15 protein-coding genes are annotated in these 13,947 nt (G+C 60.9%); 6 read left to right on the forward strand and 9 right to left on the reverse strand.

Features of this window, described 5'->3' with window-relative positions; genetic code table 11:
- The first annotated feature begins 104 nt into the window (after positions 1–104).
- Entirely contained in the window at positions 105–1,460 is a 1,356-nt protein-coding gene (locus ACR0AI_RS06545) for an MmgE/PrpD family protein (protein ID WP_480672554.1), read from the forward strand.
- A 4-nt stretch (positions 1,461–1,464) separates the two neighbouring features.
- On the opposite strand, the gene ACR0AI_RS06550 is transcribed toward ACR0AI_RS06545, so the two are convergent.
- The 9 genes from ACR0AI_RS06550 to ACR0AI_RS06590 all read right to left on the reverse strand — a co-directional run bounded on the left by ACR0AI_RS06550 (position 1,465) and on the right by ACR0AI_RS06590 (position 10,770).
- Complete coding sequence (locus tag ACR0AI_RS06550) at positions 1,465–2,202, reverse strand: maleate cis-trans isomerase family protein (protein ID WP_480672556.1); 738 nt, start codon at positions 2,200–2,202, stop codon at positions 1,465–1,467.
- The gene (locus ACR0AI_RS06555) at positions 2,199–3,266 is read right to left on the reverse strand and encodes a pyridoxal phosphate-dependent aminotransferase (protein WP_480672558.1); all 1,068 of its coding nucleotides are present in this window, start codon (positions 3,264–3,266) and stop codon (positions 2,199–2,201) included. Before ACR0AI_RS06555 ends, ACR0AI_RS06550 begins: the two co-directional genes overlap by 4 nt.
- Positions 3,263–4,903 (reverse strand): hydantoinase B/oxoprolinase family protein, encoded by a 1,641-nt coding sequence (locus ACR0AI_RS06560; protein WP_480672560.1) that lies wholly within the window; start codon positions 4,901–4,903, stop codon positions 3,263–3,265. The genes ACR0AI_RS06555 and ACR0AI_RS06560 overlap by 4 nt, the downstream gene beginning before the upstream one ends.
- Positions 4,900–6,996, reverse strand: a complete 2,097-nt coding sequence (locus ACR0AI_RS06565) for a hydantoinase/oxoprolinase family protein (RefSeq protein WP_480672562.1) — start codon at positions 6,994–6,996, stop codon at positions 4,900–4,902. Before ACR0AI_RS06565 ends, ACR0AI_RS06560 begins: the two co-directional genes overlap by 4 nt.
- Positions 6,997–7,217: 221 nt before the next feature.
- Positions 7,218–7,622: a hypothetical protein gene (locus tag ACR0AI_RS06570; protein WP_480672564.1), complete on the reverse strand. Its 405-nt coding sequence runs from the start codon at positions 7,620–7,622 to the stop codon at positions 7,218–7,220.
- 11 nt (positions 7,623–7,633) lie between these two features.
- Positions 7,634–8,335 (reverse strand): hypothetical protein, encoded by a 702-nt coding sequence (locus ACR0AI_RS06575; protein ID WP_480672566.1) that lies wholly within the window; start codon positions 8,333–8,335, stop codon positions 7,634–7,636.
- Positions 8,305–9,858, reverse strand: coding sequence for a caspase family protein (locus ACR0AI_RS06580; RefSeq protein ID WP_480672569.1), 1,554 nt, complete (start codon positions 9,856–9,858; stop codon positions 8,305–8,307). Before ACR0AI_RS06580 ends, ACR0AI_RS06575 begins: the two co-directional genes overlap by 31 nt.
- A gap of 49 nt (positions 9,859–9,907) precedes the next feature.
- The gene (locus ACR0AI_RS06585) at positions 9,908–10,420 is read right to left on the reverse strand and encodes an RES family NAD+ phosphorylase (protein ID WP_480672571.1); all 513 of its coding nucleotides are present in this window, start codon (positions 10,418–10,420) and stop codon (positions 9,908–9,910) included.
- Complete coding sequence (locus ACR0AI_RS06590) at positions 10,420–10,770, reverse strand: MbcA/ParS/Xre antitoxin family protein (protein ID WP_480672573.1); 351 nt, start codon at positions 10,768–10,770, stop codon at positions 10,420–10,422. Before ACR0AI_RS06590 ends, ACR0AI_RS06585 begins: the two co-directional genes overlap by 1 nt.
- A 230-nt stretch (positions 10,771–11,000) precedes the next feature.
- Here ACR0AI_RS06590 and ACR0AI_RS06595 point away from each other — a divergent pair, with 230 nt between their 5' ends.
- From ACR0AI_RS06595 to ACR0AI_RS06615, 5 genes are read left to right on the forward strand one after another with little or no spacing between them, the layout of a single operon-like run.
- Positions 11,001–11,435, forward strand: coding sequence for a hypothetical protein (locus ACR0AI_RS06595; RefSeq protein ID WP_480672575.1), 435 nt, complete (start codon positions 11,001–11,003; stop codon positions 11,433–11,435).
- The gene (locus ACR0AI_RS06600) at positions 11,432–12,097 is read left to right on the forward strand and encodes a MotA/TolQ/ExbB proton channel family protein (protein ID WP_480672577.1); all 666 of its coding nucleotides are present in this window, start codon (positions 11,432–11,434) and stop codon (positions 12,095–12,097) included. The genes ACR0AI_RS06595 and ACR0AI_RS06600 overlap by 4 nt, the downstream gene beginning before the upstream one ends.
- A gap of 31 nt (positions 12,098–12,128) precedes the next feature.
- Complete coding sequence (locus ACR0AI_RS06605) at positions 12,129–12,455, forward strand: biopolymer transporter ExbD (RefSeq protein ID WP_480672579.1); 327 nt, start codon at positions 12,129–12,131, stop codon at positions 12,453–12,455.
- Between the two features lie 4 nt (positions 12,456–12,459).
- Positions 12,460–12,837, forward strand: coding sequence for an ExbD/TolR family protein (locus ACR0AI_RS06610; protein ID WP_170639730.1), 378 nt, complete (start codon positions 12,460–12,462; stop codon positions 12,835–12,837).
- On the forward strand, positions 12,834–13,946 hold the full coding sequence (locus ACR0AI_RS06615) for an energy transducer TonB (RefSeq protein ID WP_480672581.1): 1,113 nt from the start codon (positions 12,834–12,836) through the stop codon (positions 13,944–13,946). The genes ACR0AI_RS06610 and ACR0AI_RS06615 overlap by 4 nt, the downstream gene beginning before the upstream one ends.
- Position 13,947 lies beyond the last annotated feature (1 nt).

A 13,947-nucleotide genomic window follows, 5' to 3' on the forward strand; every position in this document is an offset into this window, starting at 1 on the left:
GGTCCGGCACTGCGGCGCCGGACCGCCCGTTCTCAATTGTTTTCGTGCCATCCCAATCGAAACCTCCTAACCTGCCTCGAGAGGTGTTGAGCTAGGAGTAGGCCGTGACAGATACCCTCCAAAGAGTTGCTGATTTCACCCTTGGTATAACACCCGAGGATATCCCCGATGCGACGCTGAACGCCGCAGCATTGATGCTGCTCGACACGCTGGGCATTACGATAGCGTCGGGTCCTATGGCGGCAGGGTCAATCGCCCGAGAAACCGCTTTTGCGCTCTACGGCGCAGGTGATCCGGCGCTCAGCGCGCGGATGTTGTTTGATGGCCGCCGGGTCAGTGCCGCCGGTTGCGCCTATGCCGCCGCAACACAGACCGACAATCTGGATGGGCATGACGGCTACAACCCGACCAAAGGGCATATCGGTGTCGCTGTCGTGCCGACGCTATGCGCGCTGGCGGAAACGGTTCCGGATTTCTCGGGCCCCGAAGCTCTGACCGCTGTCACCATCGGATATGAGGTCGCCGGGCGCGCGGGGATTTCTCTGCATGATACGGTCAGCGACTATCACACTTCGGGGGCGTGGAACGCCTTGGGTGTCGTCGCTGTCGCTGCTCGGATGCGTGGGTTGGGAGTGGACCAATTGCGGCAGGCTATGGGCATCGCCGAATATCACGGCCCTCGCAGCCAAATGATGCGCGAGATCGCCAACCCCACTATGCTGCATGATGGATCGGGCTGGGGGGCTTTGGTTGGTGTGTCTTCGGCCGTTTTGGCCGAGAAAGGCTTTACCGGCGCGCCCGCAATAACAATCGAAGCCGAAGAGGTCACGAGCCACTGGCAGGACCTTGGCCAGTTTTGGCAGATGCAGCATCAATATGTGAAACCCTACCCAATCTGCCGTTGGGCGCACGCCGCGATCGACGCTGTCCGGCAGCTAGTGCGCGACCACGGCCTGAGCCATGAAGACATCGCCTCGGTCCAGGTTAATACGTTCCGCGAGAGCGCTTGTTTGTTTCAGGGCATGCCCGACGACACCTCAAAGGCGCAGTATTCGCTGCCATTCGCGGTGGCAGTGATGATGGCCTATGGGCGGATCGGGGTCGAGCATATCTTGGGTGCGGGTCTGTCTGATCCTTTGGTGGCGTCTTTGTTGGAACGTATTTCCGTTGATGAAGACGAGCGCCATTCGGCTCGGTTCCCAGAGTGTCGCATCGCCGATGTTACGATCCGCTTGCACGACGGGCGGGTGCTGGAAACTGGCGACGTCCATGCGCGCGGCGGCCCCGAAGCCCCTATGGATCAAGCCGAAGTGGTCGCAAAATTCATGGAGTTCGCGATGCCGTCGCTCGGCGAAACAAGGGCCTCCGCCATACGTGACGCCGTCCTGGGATTGAGAGATTCGGTATCGGCTTTCTCGGATCTTGGCGCGGTGATCTATGACGCCCCGTCCGGGGCCTAGTCCCTCAAATACAGTTGAACAATCGCCCCGGGAGCCCCTTATGCTGTGGTAGCCCGAGCTCGCGCAGCAAGCAGAACATCATCGCCTGATTGGATGTGATAACGGGTTTGCCCAGCGCGGATTCAACCCGCTCGATGGCCTCGACGGACCGCATATCGGTGCAACTTAGAACGATCGCCTCGGCCTGCGGATCGTCGGCCTGGCAGGCGAGGTCGAAAACTTCGTTCGGGGTCAATTCTCCCTGACCGTAATTACCCAGTTCCCGGCCCACATCGGCGCATTTGACCGTTTCGATCTCATTTTGGGCCATGAACGCGATGGCCTGCGTATTGATCTCGCCCAGATAGGGCGACGAAAAGCCGACTTTGCGGGCCCCCAACGCCTGAATGCCTGCGATCAGAGCACTGGCCGCTGTGACTGATTTGGCATTGGCACCGGATTTGATCTGTTCGGCCAACTCGGCGTCGAAGGATGGGCCATGAGTCAGCGTGGCCGAAGTGCAGCCGTAGAGAACGATGTCGGGCCGCACGCCGGAGATCATCCGCAAATCATGGCTGATATCCGATGCGCCTAAACCGGCCATCTGATCTGAGCCGGGGATTTCGTCCACGTCATATCCACCCATGCGCTGGAAATGCAGCGTGGTATTGGGCGGGCGCATCAACGCCAGATCCGGCTCTAGGTTTGTGTTGGTGAACGGCACCAGAACGCCGATCTTGGCGGCGGTTCGGGTCTCGGTCATGTTAGCACTCCTTTTAGCACGTCGCGGGCGCGGTTCATCACGTCTGGTTTGCAAATCGTGGCGCGGAGGCAATCGCCTAGGCCATAGCCGCCCATCCCGCGCATCAAAAGGTTTTCGGCGCGCAAGGCAGCATCGACCCGTTGCGCTTGGTTGACTGACGCAAAACGCAGCAAGGCGAAATTTGTGTGGCTTTGCGGGACGGTTAACCCCATAGCACGACAATCTTCGATGAACGCATCACGGATTTCGGCAGTTTTTGCCACAACCTTTCGCATATGCGCCTGATCTCGCATCGCCGCAGCGGCGGCTGTCTGCGAGGGGATCGAGACATTGTTTGGGTTCAAAAGCTTGCGCAGTTCTGCTCCAATCTCGGGCGGAGCATAGGCCCAGCCGACCCGAGCGCCCGCCAGCCCATAGGCTTTGGAAAACGTCCGGGTGACGACCGTATCGCCGCGCTGAATCATAGCGAATATCTCTGCCGGATCATGTTCGGCATCCGAGAACTCGGCGTAGGCTTGATCGACGACCAGCAGAACGTTCTTGGGAAGGTTGATCCGCAGGCGCAGAATTTCCGTGTTCGGGATCACCGTCCCGGTCGGATTGCCGGGATTGCAGACGAAGACGATGCGCGTTTCTGGAGTGACTGCGCTCAGAATGTCATCCACCGAAACAGTTAGGTCGACCTCGCGCGCTTTGACATAATCCGCCTGCACCTGCGCGGCTGCCGAGGCGACAAACGCGTAACCGTAGTCTGTACCCAGCACGCGGTCCCCTTGCTCGGCATAGGCGCGGATCAGGCAACCGATCAGCTCCATTGACCCTGCCCCGCATAGGATATTGACGGGGTCCAACTTGTGGACTTCGGCTATCGCTGCGCGGAGGTCCGGCCATTCCGGATCAGGATAGAGCGGCATATCTGCCATCGCGACCTGTCCGGCGGCAATGGCGGCAGGGCTGGCGGGAAAGGCGCTTTCGTTCTGGGCCAGTGAAATCGTCTGAGGACCGCCAAGATCGGCCAGCGCATAGGCGGCCAGGGCACCAACATGAGGGACGGGCCGGATCATGAGCCACCTCCGTATGCTTTGGCCCCTTCGGCGCTGACCAAGCCGCGCTTGAGATCCAGTGCCAGCGCATCCGGTTCTCTGTCTGTCGGATCGCCGAAGCCACCGCCTCCAGGGGTTTCAAAGATAAGGTAATCGCCGTCTTCCACCCTCAGCTCGCCCTTGCCGGGGATGTCAGTGTCGTTGTCGCTGAACCGGATGCGCCCGAGCGCTCCGGGTTGGCCGCCCATCCGGCCAAGCGCGGGGAATTTTAGCCGCTCGACCGAGAGGAAAACGATGAAGGGCGCGCCGTTGGCAGAGGTCATCTCGATCCGTTGCCCCAACCCGCCACGGAATTTTCCCGCACCGCCCGAGTCAGGCCGAAGCTCGCGCCGCCAGATCGTGACGGGGGCGACGCTTTCGGTGATCTCCACCTGACTGCCAAACACGCCCGAAGGGTAGGCCGTTGCCGACAACCCGTCCGCATGAGGCCGCGCGCCCGTGCCGCCGTTATGCACAGGCTCCACCGCGAATTCGCGTCCTCCGTCACGGGCCACCTCAGGAGCGTGGCGCATGGGCAGGTCGAACATGCAGGATGCGCCCTCGGCCGGGACCTGATCAGGCAGGGCTTGATGCAGGCAGCCCAGAACCAAATCAGGGGTCACCTGACCCAATGTGTGCCGCATCGCGACGGGCACGGGGCGCTGCGCATTCAGGATGCAGCCCTTGGGACCATCGACGGTAAACGGCTCCAGTGAGCCTGCATTGTTGGGAATGTCCGACCCGACAATGCAGCGCAGGGCAAAAACGGTATAGGCGGTGGCATAGTTCAGGGGCACGTTGATGCCCTTGCGCGAACATCCGGATGTGCCGGTGAAATCCACATGCATCCCATCGGCGCTGACGGTCAGGGTGGCGTGCAGTTCCAGTTCATTCTCATAGCCATCCATCTGCAGGACGTTCTTATAGATGCCAGCAGGCACAGCGGCGATGGCGGACAGAGTGCCCCGGCGCGAGGTCTCGATGATGTAGGCCCCCAGTGCGTCCAGATCGTCTATGTCGAATTCCTCCATCATCGACACCAACCGGTTCACCCCAGCCTCGCAGCAGGCGATCAGGGCGTAGATATCGCCCTCATTCGCCACCGGTTCACGACTGTTGGCGCGGATGATGTCCAGCAGCAGGGCGTTCGGCGTGCCTTCCTCGACCAGTTTGCAGGGCGGGATCAGCAGGCCCTCGTCGTATATGTCCGAGCCCTCAGGCCCCATTCCAAGCCCGCCCAGGTCAACCAGATGCGAGGTGCAGGAGGTGAAGCCGACGACCTTGCCATCCTTGAACGCAGGCATCATCAGCAGGAAGTCGTTCAAGTGACCCGAGGCGAGCCATGGATCGTTCGTCATATAGATGTCGCCGGGTTTCATCGTTTGAACCGGGAAGGCGGCGCGCAGATGCTGAACGGCTTCGGCCATGGTGTTGATATGGCCCGGCGTCCCGGTCACGGCCTGCGCCAGCATCCGGCCGTTTGCGTCGAAAATCCCGGCAGAAATGTCGCCGCATTCGCGCACGATCGGGCTAAAGGCGGCGCGGATCAGGGTTTGGCCCTGTTCCTCGACAACCGCCAGCAGCCGGTTCCACATCACTTGTAGTCGGGCAGGGGTCATTGCGTGCCTCCTTTCTGGTTCCGGATCAGGACGAGGTTTCCGATGGCATCCACATGGGCCGAAAAATCGGCTGAGACGAGCGTCGTCGTCTGTGGTTCATGGATCAGCGCGGGGCCGCAGATGTGGTCGCCGGGCTTGAGACTAGCGCGGGCCACAAAACCAGCCTGTTTCATCTGCCCGTCTACATCACAAATGATTGGTCGGTTTTCTGAAGGTGTCATCGTGGTCAGCGCCGGGGTGGAAAGCAGTTCGGGAACGGCAGCGTCCGGTGTCGCAACCTGCACAGCCCAGTTCAAAATCTCGATCTGCATGCCCGGCACGGGGCGCGAGAATTGCTTGCGGTATTCCGTTTCAAACGCCTCGGTCAGCGGGGCGAGGTCTTCGATAGTAAGTGTTCGATTGGGCAGCGAAATCTCAATCTCGTGCCCTTGACCGTTATAGCGCATGAAGGCCGATCGTCGGATTTCGGTTGGTGAATCTCCCGCACCTTGGGCGACGACGGCGCTGGCCTCGGCGATCATATCGTCAAAAAGGCCGTTGATCGCCGTAAAATCCAACGTACCCAGTAGAGAATAGTACGAGCGTACGATCTCAAACGACACGGGTGCAAACAGGAAACCCACCGCCGAGCCAACACCGGGATTTGGAGGCACCACGATCCGGCTTACACCCGCAGATCGGGCCACACGGCTGGCATGGAGAGGGCCGTTGCCGCCAAAAGCGATCATGGCGCGTGGTCCGAGGTCTTTGCCTGATTCCACCGCATGCATCCGCCCAGCGCTCGCCATGCTTTCATCCACGATGCGACTAACCCCGTCAGCGGCCCCTGTCGCGTCGGTTTCAAGCGCCGTGCCGATTACGCTTTGCAACGCGCCGTTTGACGCCTCAGGGTCAATCTTGATGAACCCTTCGGCAAATGTGTCGGGCACGATGTAGCCCAGAGTGATGTCACTGTCGGTCACAGTCGGCTCGGTTCCGCCGCGCCCAAAAGCCACCGGGCCGGGCTCCGAGCCTGCCGATTTTGGCCCCACCGTCAGACGGCCCAGCCGGTCCACCCCGGCGATGGAACCTCCGCCGGCGCCGATTTCGATCATCTCGATCACGGGGATACGTACCGGCATACCAGAGCCTTTGATGAAGCGCGCGGCCCGCGCGATCTCGAACTGGCGCGAGGTTTGGGGTCGGGCATGGTCGATGAGGCAGAGCTTGGCGGTCGTGCCACCCATGTCGAAGGACAAAACCTGATCCAACCCGGCCCGAGCAGCGATACGCGCGGCTAGAACAGCCCCTCCGGCAGGGCCACTTTCGACCAGCCGGATCGGGAAACGCATGGCCGTTTGGACAGTACACATGCCCCCACCTGCGGTCATCATAAGGATCGGGCAGGTGACCCCTTCTGTTTCGAACTTTTCGACGAAGCGGGTCAGATAGGTCTCCATCAGCGGTTGGATATAGGCGTTGGCAACCGTGGTGCAGAGCCGGTCAAACTCGCGCGCCTCGGGGCTGACTTCGGATGAGATCGATACGGTCAGATCGGGGCGTCGTTCGGCAAGAGCATCGCGCAGCCGACATTCATTCATGGAGTTCGCGTAGGAATGCATGAGGCAGATCGCAACCGCATCCGCCCCGCTGGCGTCGATTTCAGCCACAAGCGCGTCAATAGCGCCTTCTTCCAGTTCGATCAGAACCTCACCGGTCGCGGACATTCGCTCGCGAACGGTCAGAGAGCGTTCACGCGGGACAAGAAGATCGGGCTTTTCTAGGTTGATATCGTATTGCGCATAGCGCCGTTCGTAGGCGATTTCGAGGATATCGCGGAAGCCTTCAGTCGCGACGGTTGCCACGGTGGCCCCGCGCCGCTCGATCAGAGCGTTGGTGGCCAGTGTGGTGCCGTGGATGAAGCCGGTCACTTCGGCCAGTGACCGCCCCGCGCTTTCCATGACGCGCAGCGCCCCTTCCATCGCGCCTTCGGCCGGATTTTGGTGCGTGGTCAGGGTTTTGGTCGAGGCTAATATCGTCTCATCGCCTGAAACGAGGACGGTATCGGTAAACGTGCCGCCAATATCTATGGCGAGGCGCAGAGCAGTTGTCATGGAGGGGTCCGTTGTCGTCTGTAACAGTTAGGGCATGGTGCCCGTTCGGCTTGTTACCGACGCGGTGTCACCAAGTTGCAGCCGGTGGCCCGGCGATCCATACGAGTTGGGATGCACTGACAAGTCATGAGGAAGTGTCGGGCGGTTTTTACGTCACTGCTAGCGCATTTGCGACATCCCGGCATTCCAACGACTTAAAAACCTGAACTTAGCTGCAGGGCTTATCCCGACAGCCGCGCCAAATCTGCACTTAGCACGCGGGCCTCGGAGATACTGCGCTGCAAGGCCTGCAATTGCGCTTCGGCTGTTGTGCCCTGGGGCTTTGCGTTCAGCACCCTGTCGATTCTGGCCGCTGTGGCGGGATCTCCGCCGCCGATGGCATCGCGCTGTTGCAGGATTTTCAGCTTCAGCTGTGCCAATTCCGATTCCGAGGACCTGATCTGCGCCGCCAATGCGTCGTTGCGGGCCTGAGCGGTTGCCACATCGCCCTCGGCGGCTTCGATCCGATCATCATAGGCTCCGGTCGCAATGCCGGATACACCGGCGAAGAACCCTCCGTCCGCCGGGTCAGTCGTGGTCTGGCAAGCGGCCAACAGAAGGCAAGGCAGAGCGATACGTGTGATCATGGTCTGCCCTGTCACAGTGACGACGCCAGATCGCTAGCGATCCCGCGCATCTGCGAAATCTGGTTGGACAGCGCTTGCAGATCACCGTCAATGGGCGAGGTGGTTTGGCGGCGCTTGATCGTCAGGCTGCGCGCCTCAGCAAATTCCGCCTGCCGTTTGGTTGCCCCGTCAATGGCCAGTTCCATCTGTTTAAGATTGCCATTGGCCTCGGTCAGTTCTCGTTGCAACTCGGCCTGATCAACGGTTCCCGCTGCGGCGCGAGCGTTCAGTGCGTCCAACTCAGCCTTTTGAGCCACCAGAACTTCGTTCATCACGTTCAACGTGGTCTGCATTTCGGCGGCGTTCCGGTCCAGATCGGATTTGATCTGACGCAGCCGTCTTTCGCGCCCGGCATAGCTGCGCTGCACATAGGCCACATAGGTGCCTGCCAGAGCGCCAGCACCCAGTCCGAGGGCGACACCTGTGCCTACGTCGTCAGAACCGCCCAGCCCAAAGCCGATCGCGCCCCCCGCTACACCACCTGCAATCGCCCCTTGCAGGATCGTCTTTTGCAGGGCTGCCGCCTGCTTTGCCAGATCGGCCTCGGCCTGGCTCGATCCAGCACCTACGGATCTCAGCGTTTCAGGCTCGCTGCTGCCGCCGCAGGCGGACAGAGCCAACGATGCCACTAACACGGCGGCGATCAGCCGGGTGGAATTAGATCTGCCAGCCATTGATAACTCCCTTTTTTACTATCTTCTGCCTGCGCCACATGGCGCAGAAACAATGCGGCATCCTCGCTCAAGCGCGCATGTGCTTGCCCGAGGTTACGCGAAGTCACCGCAGCGTCAAAGAAATCTGCGCCTGGCTCGGATGGAAAGAACACCACGGCGCGGGTCAAAAGTTCATCATAATAACTGCGGCTTTGATCCAGCCGCCTTAGAATGACACCGCGTGAGCGATAGATGTCGTAGATATCATTGCGGGCCTGTTGCAGTACCGGCAGCGCGGCAGGGTCCGAGCGGGCGATCTCTTCGATCTGACCCAAGGCATTTTCAGCAACGGCCAGAGTGCGTTCGACACTGCGCAGTGCAACAATATCGGTACGCAAGCTCTGCAATGTCGTGGCGGCCAGAAAGACCGAGACTTCGGCGGCGTCTTCAAACAGACGCTCTGGTGTTGCGGTTTCCTGCAGCGGCAAGCGACGGCGATACTGATCGAGGGCCGGTTCCAGGTTGCGGCTTGGCCCATCTGGCATCAGCCCAAGGGTGGAAAGGGCCGCGGCCAGCTTATCGGGTTCCGCGGCAGCCAGCGTTGCACTGATCGGCGCGGCTGGGGCGGTTGCGGTGTTCCTCAACAGCTCAATCCGGTCGCGCGCGAAAGCGGCGAACAGGCCATCGGGATAGGTCTGCAGATAGTCCTTGAAGTCGGCTTGATCGCTGCTTGCCGAAATGCTCCGCCAATGGGTCATATCGGCCTCAAAAGCGTCCGTGGGACTGGCCGAGGGCAAACCCGGCGCAAAACTATGTTCATCCAGCACGGATTCTTCGACCCATGGGATCTGACGACCTTCAGTGTCCAGAACCACTTGTTGACGCACCCGACCGAGCATTAGCCGCACATCCAGATCAGGCGTTGCAATATGATCCAGCAGGCTCGAGGTGAAGACACTGTTGTCGCCCAGCCCGTCATACGCCACGTTACCCGGGTCAGTGGCATAAGCGATCAGCAAACCTGCACCGCCTCGGATGCGGACGAGGCCCTGTTCGACCATCCCTCTCTCCGAGAACGGGTTGTTGCGGCAGGCGTCCAGCAGAAGGATGCCGACATCCGGCCCCGCCTTGGCAAGCACATCGCGCACGCGGTCGATGGTGATCGAACTTCGGCTGAGGGCGGTTAGGTCATTCCCTGAAAACTCGGTGCCGATCAGGTGGTTCTGACCGCCGATCTGAACCCCGTGACCGGCGTAAAAGAAGACAGCCATTTCAGCGCCTTGCGCCGCTTGCCCAAAGGCATGGACGGCCCGATCCATCGAGGCTGCGTTCTGGTCGGTAGCCTCGGTCACGGCAAAGCCAAGCTCTCGCAGCGCTGCGCCTAAGGCCTCAACATCGTTGACTGGGTTGCGCAAGGCCATATCCGGGGCGCGGTAGTCGGAATTGCCGATCAACAAGGCCACACGATCAGCCGCCCGGGCCGAGCCTGTCGCCAGAACCAGACAGGACATTATGCAAACCAGCAAAAATCGGAACCGACTCATACCGTCACCTTAGCGCATGGGTTTTGGACTGCACAGACAGATTGGAGCTCTATAGCCTACCCAGTCGATCCTCATCGTCCACAACGGTCAGCCGCGTATCCGGCCCGCTCCACCGCCAGAGGACGAGGTTGAGGTTTGTCGGAGTTGTCCCTGGTGCGAAGCTGCGCACCAGCAAACCGACAAAACTGTCCTTGATCAATTGCGCGGCCAGATCTTGCGTCGGGACGGCGCGACGATCCAGCATGGCCGATCGCCAACCGGGATCGGCCAGTACGGGCGCGGTCATTCCGTATTGGGCCAAGGCGGCTGCGTCTCTTGCGTCGAAGATTGGGCCCAGATCCGCGTGGTAAGAAACCAGTATCGTCGGCTGCAAATCCCCGACCTGATTGGCCTCACGCAGGGCCGTGGCCGGATCCAGCGCCGTGTAGAGCGCAGGTGCTCCCTTAGCGTTAAACCGACCACCATATTTCTCGGCCCCGCGACCCGACAGGGGCTCGCGCGCGTAGACCGGGTTTAATGCGCGAAAAAGCGGCCCGCAATACCGGCCCCCGTCAAGCGGCATCAGGCATAGACGCCGGCATCGACGGCATCAATGTATTCCAACACCTGCTGGGCCTTGCCCTCCTGGACCAGCTGCATGGCTGTTCGTCCGTCAAAGCCGGGCAGGGGTTCCGAGCGATACCAGGCATAGGCGATCAGATTCGAGCCAAAGCGCGGTTGCACTTTGTTGAGAACTTCGACCAGTTCGCGCAGGCGACGTTGGGTCTTGTCGGATTGAATGCGCGTGCGGCGTTGCAGGGCATCCTTGCCCAACCCCACGGTCAAGGCGACCTCTTCGGCGGATGTACGCAGAGCCGCCGCGATTTTCCGAGGCTCAAACAGCCCGCCTTCGGCGAATTGAGCGATCTGCATGCTACCCTCCAATTCTGTCAATTTGACAGTATATAGCGTCACTATCGCTGATTTTCAAGGATGTATGCCTTGTCACTGCCTCTCAAACCTCACCAACCCCTTGGCAGACGACATGATCCTCACCAACTTGGGACCACCCGTTGATTGACGACAGCCCGAGCGGCCCTTTTACCTGTTAGCAGCCTCGGGTATGAGGTCTCAAATGGCAAGAAAACAGCAGGAGCCCATCCATGTCGTTTCATCGCACCGCTTTTGCGGCATTGTTCGCGGCCGTGTTGCCAGCCGTCAGTTGGGCGCAATCAGAAAGCGCACCGTCTGAGGCGCTGTCCGTCGAATTGAACACAGCGCAGAATGTGGGTAATGCCTGCCGTCTGACGTTTTTGGTGCAGAACGGAACTGGAGTGTCAATCGACAAGGCAGTGTTCGAGACAGTGATTTTTGACACTGAAGGCGGCGTTGTCAGCCTGTCCCTGTTCGATTTCCGAGATCTTCCGGCGGATCGCCCGCGCGTGCGGCAGTTTGATCTGCCGGGAAGGGATTGCGCGCAGGTGGGCCGCGCCTTGATCAACGGTGCAAATACCTGCGTGGTCGACGGTGCGGATAGCACTATCTGTCGCGATACGCTCAGCCTCAACAGCCGGGTCAAAGTGGAGCTTTTGGGATGAACTTCTTGGGCACTTTGCGTGAAATTCTGGCGCTTGGCGGGCCGGTTGTTGGCATCTTGATCGTGATGTCGGTTCTGACTCTCTCGGTCACGCTGTATAAATTGTGGCAGTTCGCGGCTTGTGGTGTTGGTCGCCACAAGGTCCTGTCCGAAGCTCTGGCTGCCTGGGATGCAGGAGATCGCGCAGCGGCGCGCGCGCGGCTGAACGACAGCAGCAGCTATCTGGCGCCGATCGTCGGGGCCGCGATGGATGGGGTGGACGTCCCCGGCGTGGATGACCGTCTAGATGCCGAGGCGGGTCTGGCCCTTGCCGGGTTGGAGCGCGGCTTTCGCCTGTTGGATACGGTGGCGCAGCTTGCCCCGCTGCTTGGCTTGTTCGGAACAGTGCTCGGCATGATCAACGCGTTTCAAAGCCTGCAAACCGCCGGATCGTCGGTCGACCCGTCCTTGCTGGCCGGTGGGATCTGGGTGGCCCTTGTGACAACCGCTGTGGGCCTGGCGGTGGCGATGCCGACCTCGATGGTTCTGTCCTGGTTGGAAAGCCGCACATCGCGTGAGCGGGTGTTTGCAGACAAAGCGCTGCGGACCATTCTGGTGCCCGGTCACGCGCTGCAGACAACGGCCGGGGCACAGACCCCGCGCGCCGCCCCAGAACATGCGTAACACGGCGCCCTTCGTCAGACGCCCCTTGTCGATGACGCCGTTGATCGACGTCATATTCCTGTTGCTGCTGTTTTTCATGCTCTCTTCCACCTTCTCGCGATTTGCCGAGATTGAGTTGACCCAAGCCGCTGCCGGCAGTGGCGGGGGCACGGCACCGACGGACAGAGTGTTCTTGCAGCTTGGTCCGGACCGGTTGGTTCTGAACGGGGCCTCGATCACGTTGGCTGATCTGCTGACGCAAGTTGAAACCGGGCAGGTTCTGATCAGCCTCGACGCTGATACCTCGGCCCAACGTCTTGTCGATGTATTGGTCCCTCTGCGAGGTCGGGACGGGTTGACCGTCACGGTGTTGGAGTAGGCCGATGATCCGCCAGACATCCCAGCGCCGCAGACGCGACTCCACGATCCCGCTGATCAATGTGGTGTTCCTGATGCTGGTCTTCTTCCTGATCGCCGGCACCGTGGCCCCCCCTTTGGACCCTGATCTTGAGCTGGTCGACACCGCAGAACTGGAGGGGCGTGAGCCGCCGGACGCGCTGGTCCTGCATGCAGACGGATCGCTCAGCTTTCGCGGGCAGGCCACGGATGCGGAAACCTACATGGCGGATCATGAAGGCGAAGAGGTCCGCATCGTGCCAGACCGCGCGGCCTCGGGCCCGCGTCTGATCGAGGTGACAGGCGCGTTGCGGCGAGCAGGGGCGAAATCGGTCTTTCTGGTCACCCAGCAGGCGATCGAATGATCCGAACCTCGGCCATCATCGCCGCTGTGGCCGTTCTGGTTTCGCTCTTGGTGCATATTCTGGGGCTGAGCATGACGACAGCCAGCCTGACCCATTCGCCAAGTGTTGTGGGCGATGAGGAAGATGCGGTTACCCTCGGCACGGCCTTTGAGGATTTGGCCGAGCAGGTGCCCGAACCGATTGAGCCAGAAGAAGCGGAGGTGCCCGAACCGCCGGTCGAAACCTCGCCCGAGCCTGAAGAGGCGGAGATTCCCACAAGCGAAGCTCTGGTTGCTTCGCCCGATCCGCAAGAGCAGACTTTCGCGCCCGACACCGGCGCCTCCAATGGCGGTCAGGCCGAGGTGCCAGAGCCGGAGGTGACCGAATCCGTTGACCAGTCCGAGACGCAAACGGCAGCAAGTGATGAGGTCGACGCAACGCCCTTGGCCGAGCCATCTGATGTCGTCGAAATCCCGCAAGCCAGTGCCGCAGAGCCGGTTGAGCCGGTCGAAACGCCAGAGGCCGAGCAACTGGCCGCGTTGCCGCCCGTCGAGGTTGCGCCTGTGCCGCTGGAACAAGAGGCTGTTGAGCCAGAAATCGCGGTGGAGCCTTTACCGGAAGAAGCCGAACCTGTGGAGGACAGCGAAGGCACCGAGCAGGCGGTGGCAACTTCTCTTCGACCGCGTTTGCCCAATCGGACGCCCTCGGACGAGGTTCAACCTGCGCTGCCTGGTGCGCGCAATTTCGACAACCTGAAATTCCCAGAACAAACCATTGAATCCCCACTGGCGGCTTATCAGCGCGAAGGGATTGACGCATTCACCCGCAATGACCGTGGCAACCAGTCCGGCGGGCGAGGGCCGGGCAATTCCACCACGACCAACTATGCCGGACAAGTTCTGGTGCATCTTAACCGCGCGCCTCAGGTCTACGCACCGGTTCGCGGCTATGCGCAGGTGTTCTTTCAGATCGACCCGGATGGCTCATTGGCCTGGGTCGAGGTCATCACCAGCTCGGGCTCAGACCAGGTGGATCGGGCTGCGAAGGAGCAGGTCAGGGGGGCCGCACCGTTCCCGCCGCCGCCCGGTGGTGTCAGTCGCAAACTATCCTTTTACTACCAGAATGGCTGAG

The organism is Ruegeria sp. BG3 (genome assembly GCF_056538485.1).

Excerpts from the sequence above, each read along its gene's own strand:
- ACR0AI_RS06580 (WP_480672569.1), bottom strand. The coding sequence starts at position 9,858 with ATGAGTCGGTTCCGATTTTTGCTGGTTTGCATAATGTCCTGTCTGGTT.
- ACR0AI_RS06600 (WP_480672577.1), top strand. The coding sequence starts at position 11,432 with ATGAACTTCTTGGGCACTTTGCGTGAAATTCTGGCGCTTGGCGGGCCG.
- ACR0AI_RS06575 (WP_480672566.1), bottom strand. The coding sequence starts at position 8,335 with ATGGCTGGCAGATCTAATTCCACCCGGCTGATCGCCGCCGTGTTAGTG.
- ACR0AI_RS06595 (WP_480672575.1), top strand. The coding sequence starts at position 11,001 with ATGTCGTTTCATCGCACCGCTTTTGCGGCATTGTTCGCGGCCGTGTTG.
- ACR0AI_RS06550 (WP_480672556.1), bottom strand. The coding sequence starts at position 2,202 with ATGACCGAGACCCGAACCGCCGCCAAGATCGGCGTTCTGGTGCCGTTC.
- ACR0AI_RS06590 (WP_480672573.1), bottom strand. The coding sequence starts at position 10,770 with ATGCAGATCGCTCAATTCGCCGAAGGCGGGCTGTTTGAGCCTCGGAAA.
- ACR0AI_RS06570 (WP_480672564.1), bottom strand. The coding sequence starts at position 7,622 with ATGATCACACGTATCGCTCTGCCTTGCCTTCTGTTGGCCGCTTGCCAG.
- ACR0AI_RS06615 (WP_480672581.1), top strand. The coding sequence starts at position 12,834 with ATGATCCGAACCTCGGCCATCATCGCCGCTGTGGCCGTTCTGGTTTCG.
- ACR0AI_RS06560 (WP_480672560.1), bottom strand. The coding sequence starts at position 4,903 with ATGACCCCTGCCCGACTACAAGTGATGTGGAACCGGCTGCTGGCGGTT.
- ACR0AI_RS06565 (WP_480672562.1), bottom strand. The coding sequence starts at position 6,996 with ATGACAACTGCTCTGCGCCTCGCCATAGATATTGGCGGCACGTTTACC.
- ACR0AI_RS06555 (WP_480672558.1), bottom strand. The coding sequence starts at position 3,266 with ATGATCCGGCCCGTCCCTCATGTTGGTGCCCTGGCCGCCTATGCGCTG.
- ACR0AI_RS06610 (WP_170639730.1), top strand. The coding sequence starts at position 12,460 with ATGATCCGCCAGACATCCCAGCGCCGCAGACGCGACTCCACGATCCCG.
- ACR0AI_RS06585 (WP_480672571.1), bottom strand. The coding sequence starts at position 10,420 with ATGCCGCTTGACGGGGGCCGGTATTGCGGGCCGCTTTTTCGCGCATTA.
- ACR0AI_RS06605 (WP_480672579.1), top strand. The coding sequence starts at position 12,129 with ATGACGCCGTTGATCGACGTCATATTCCTGTTGCTGCTGTTTTTCATG.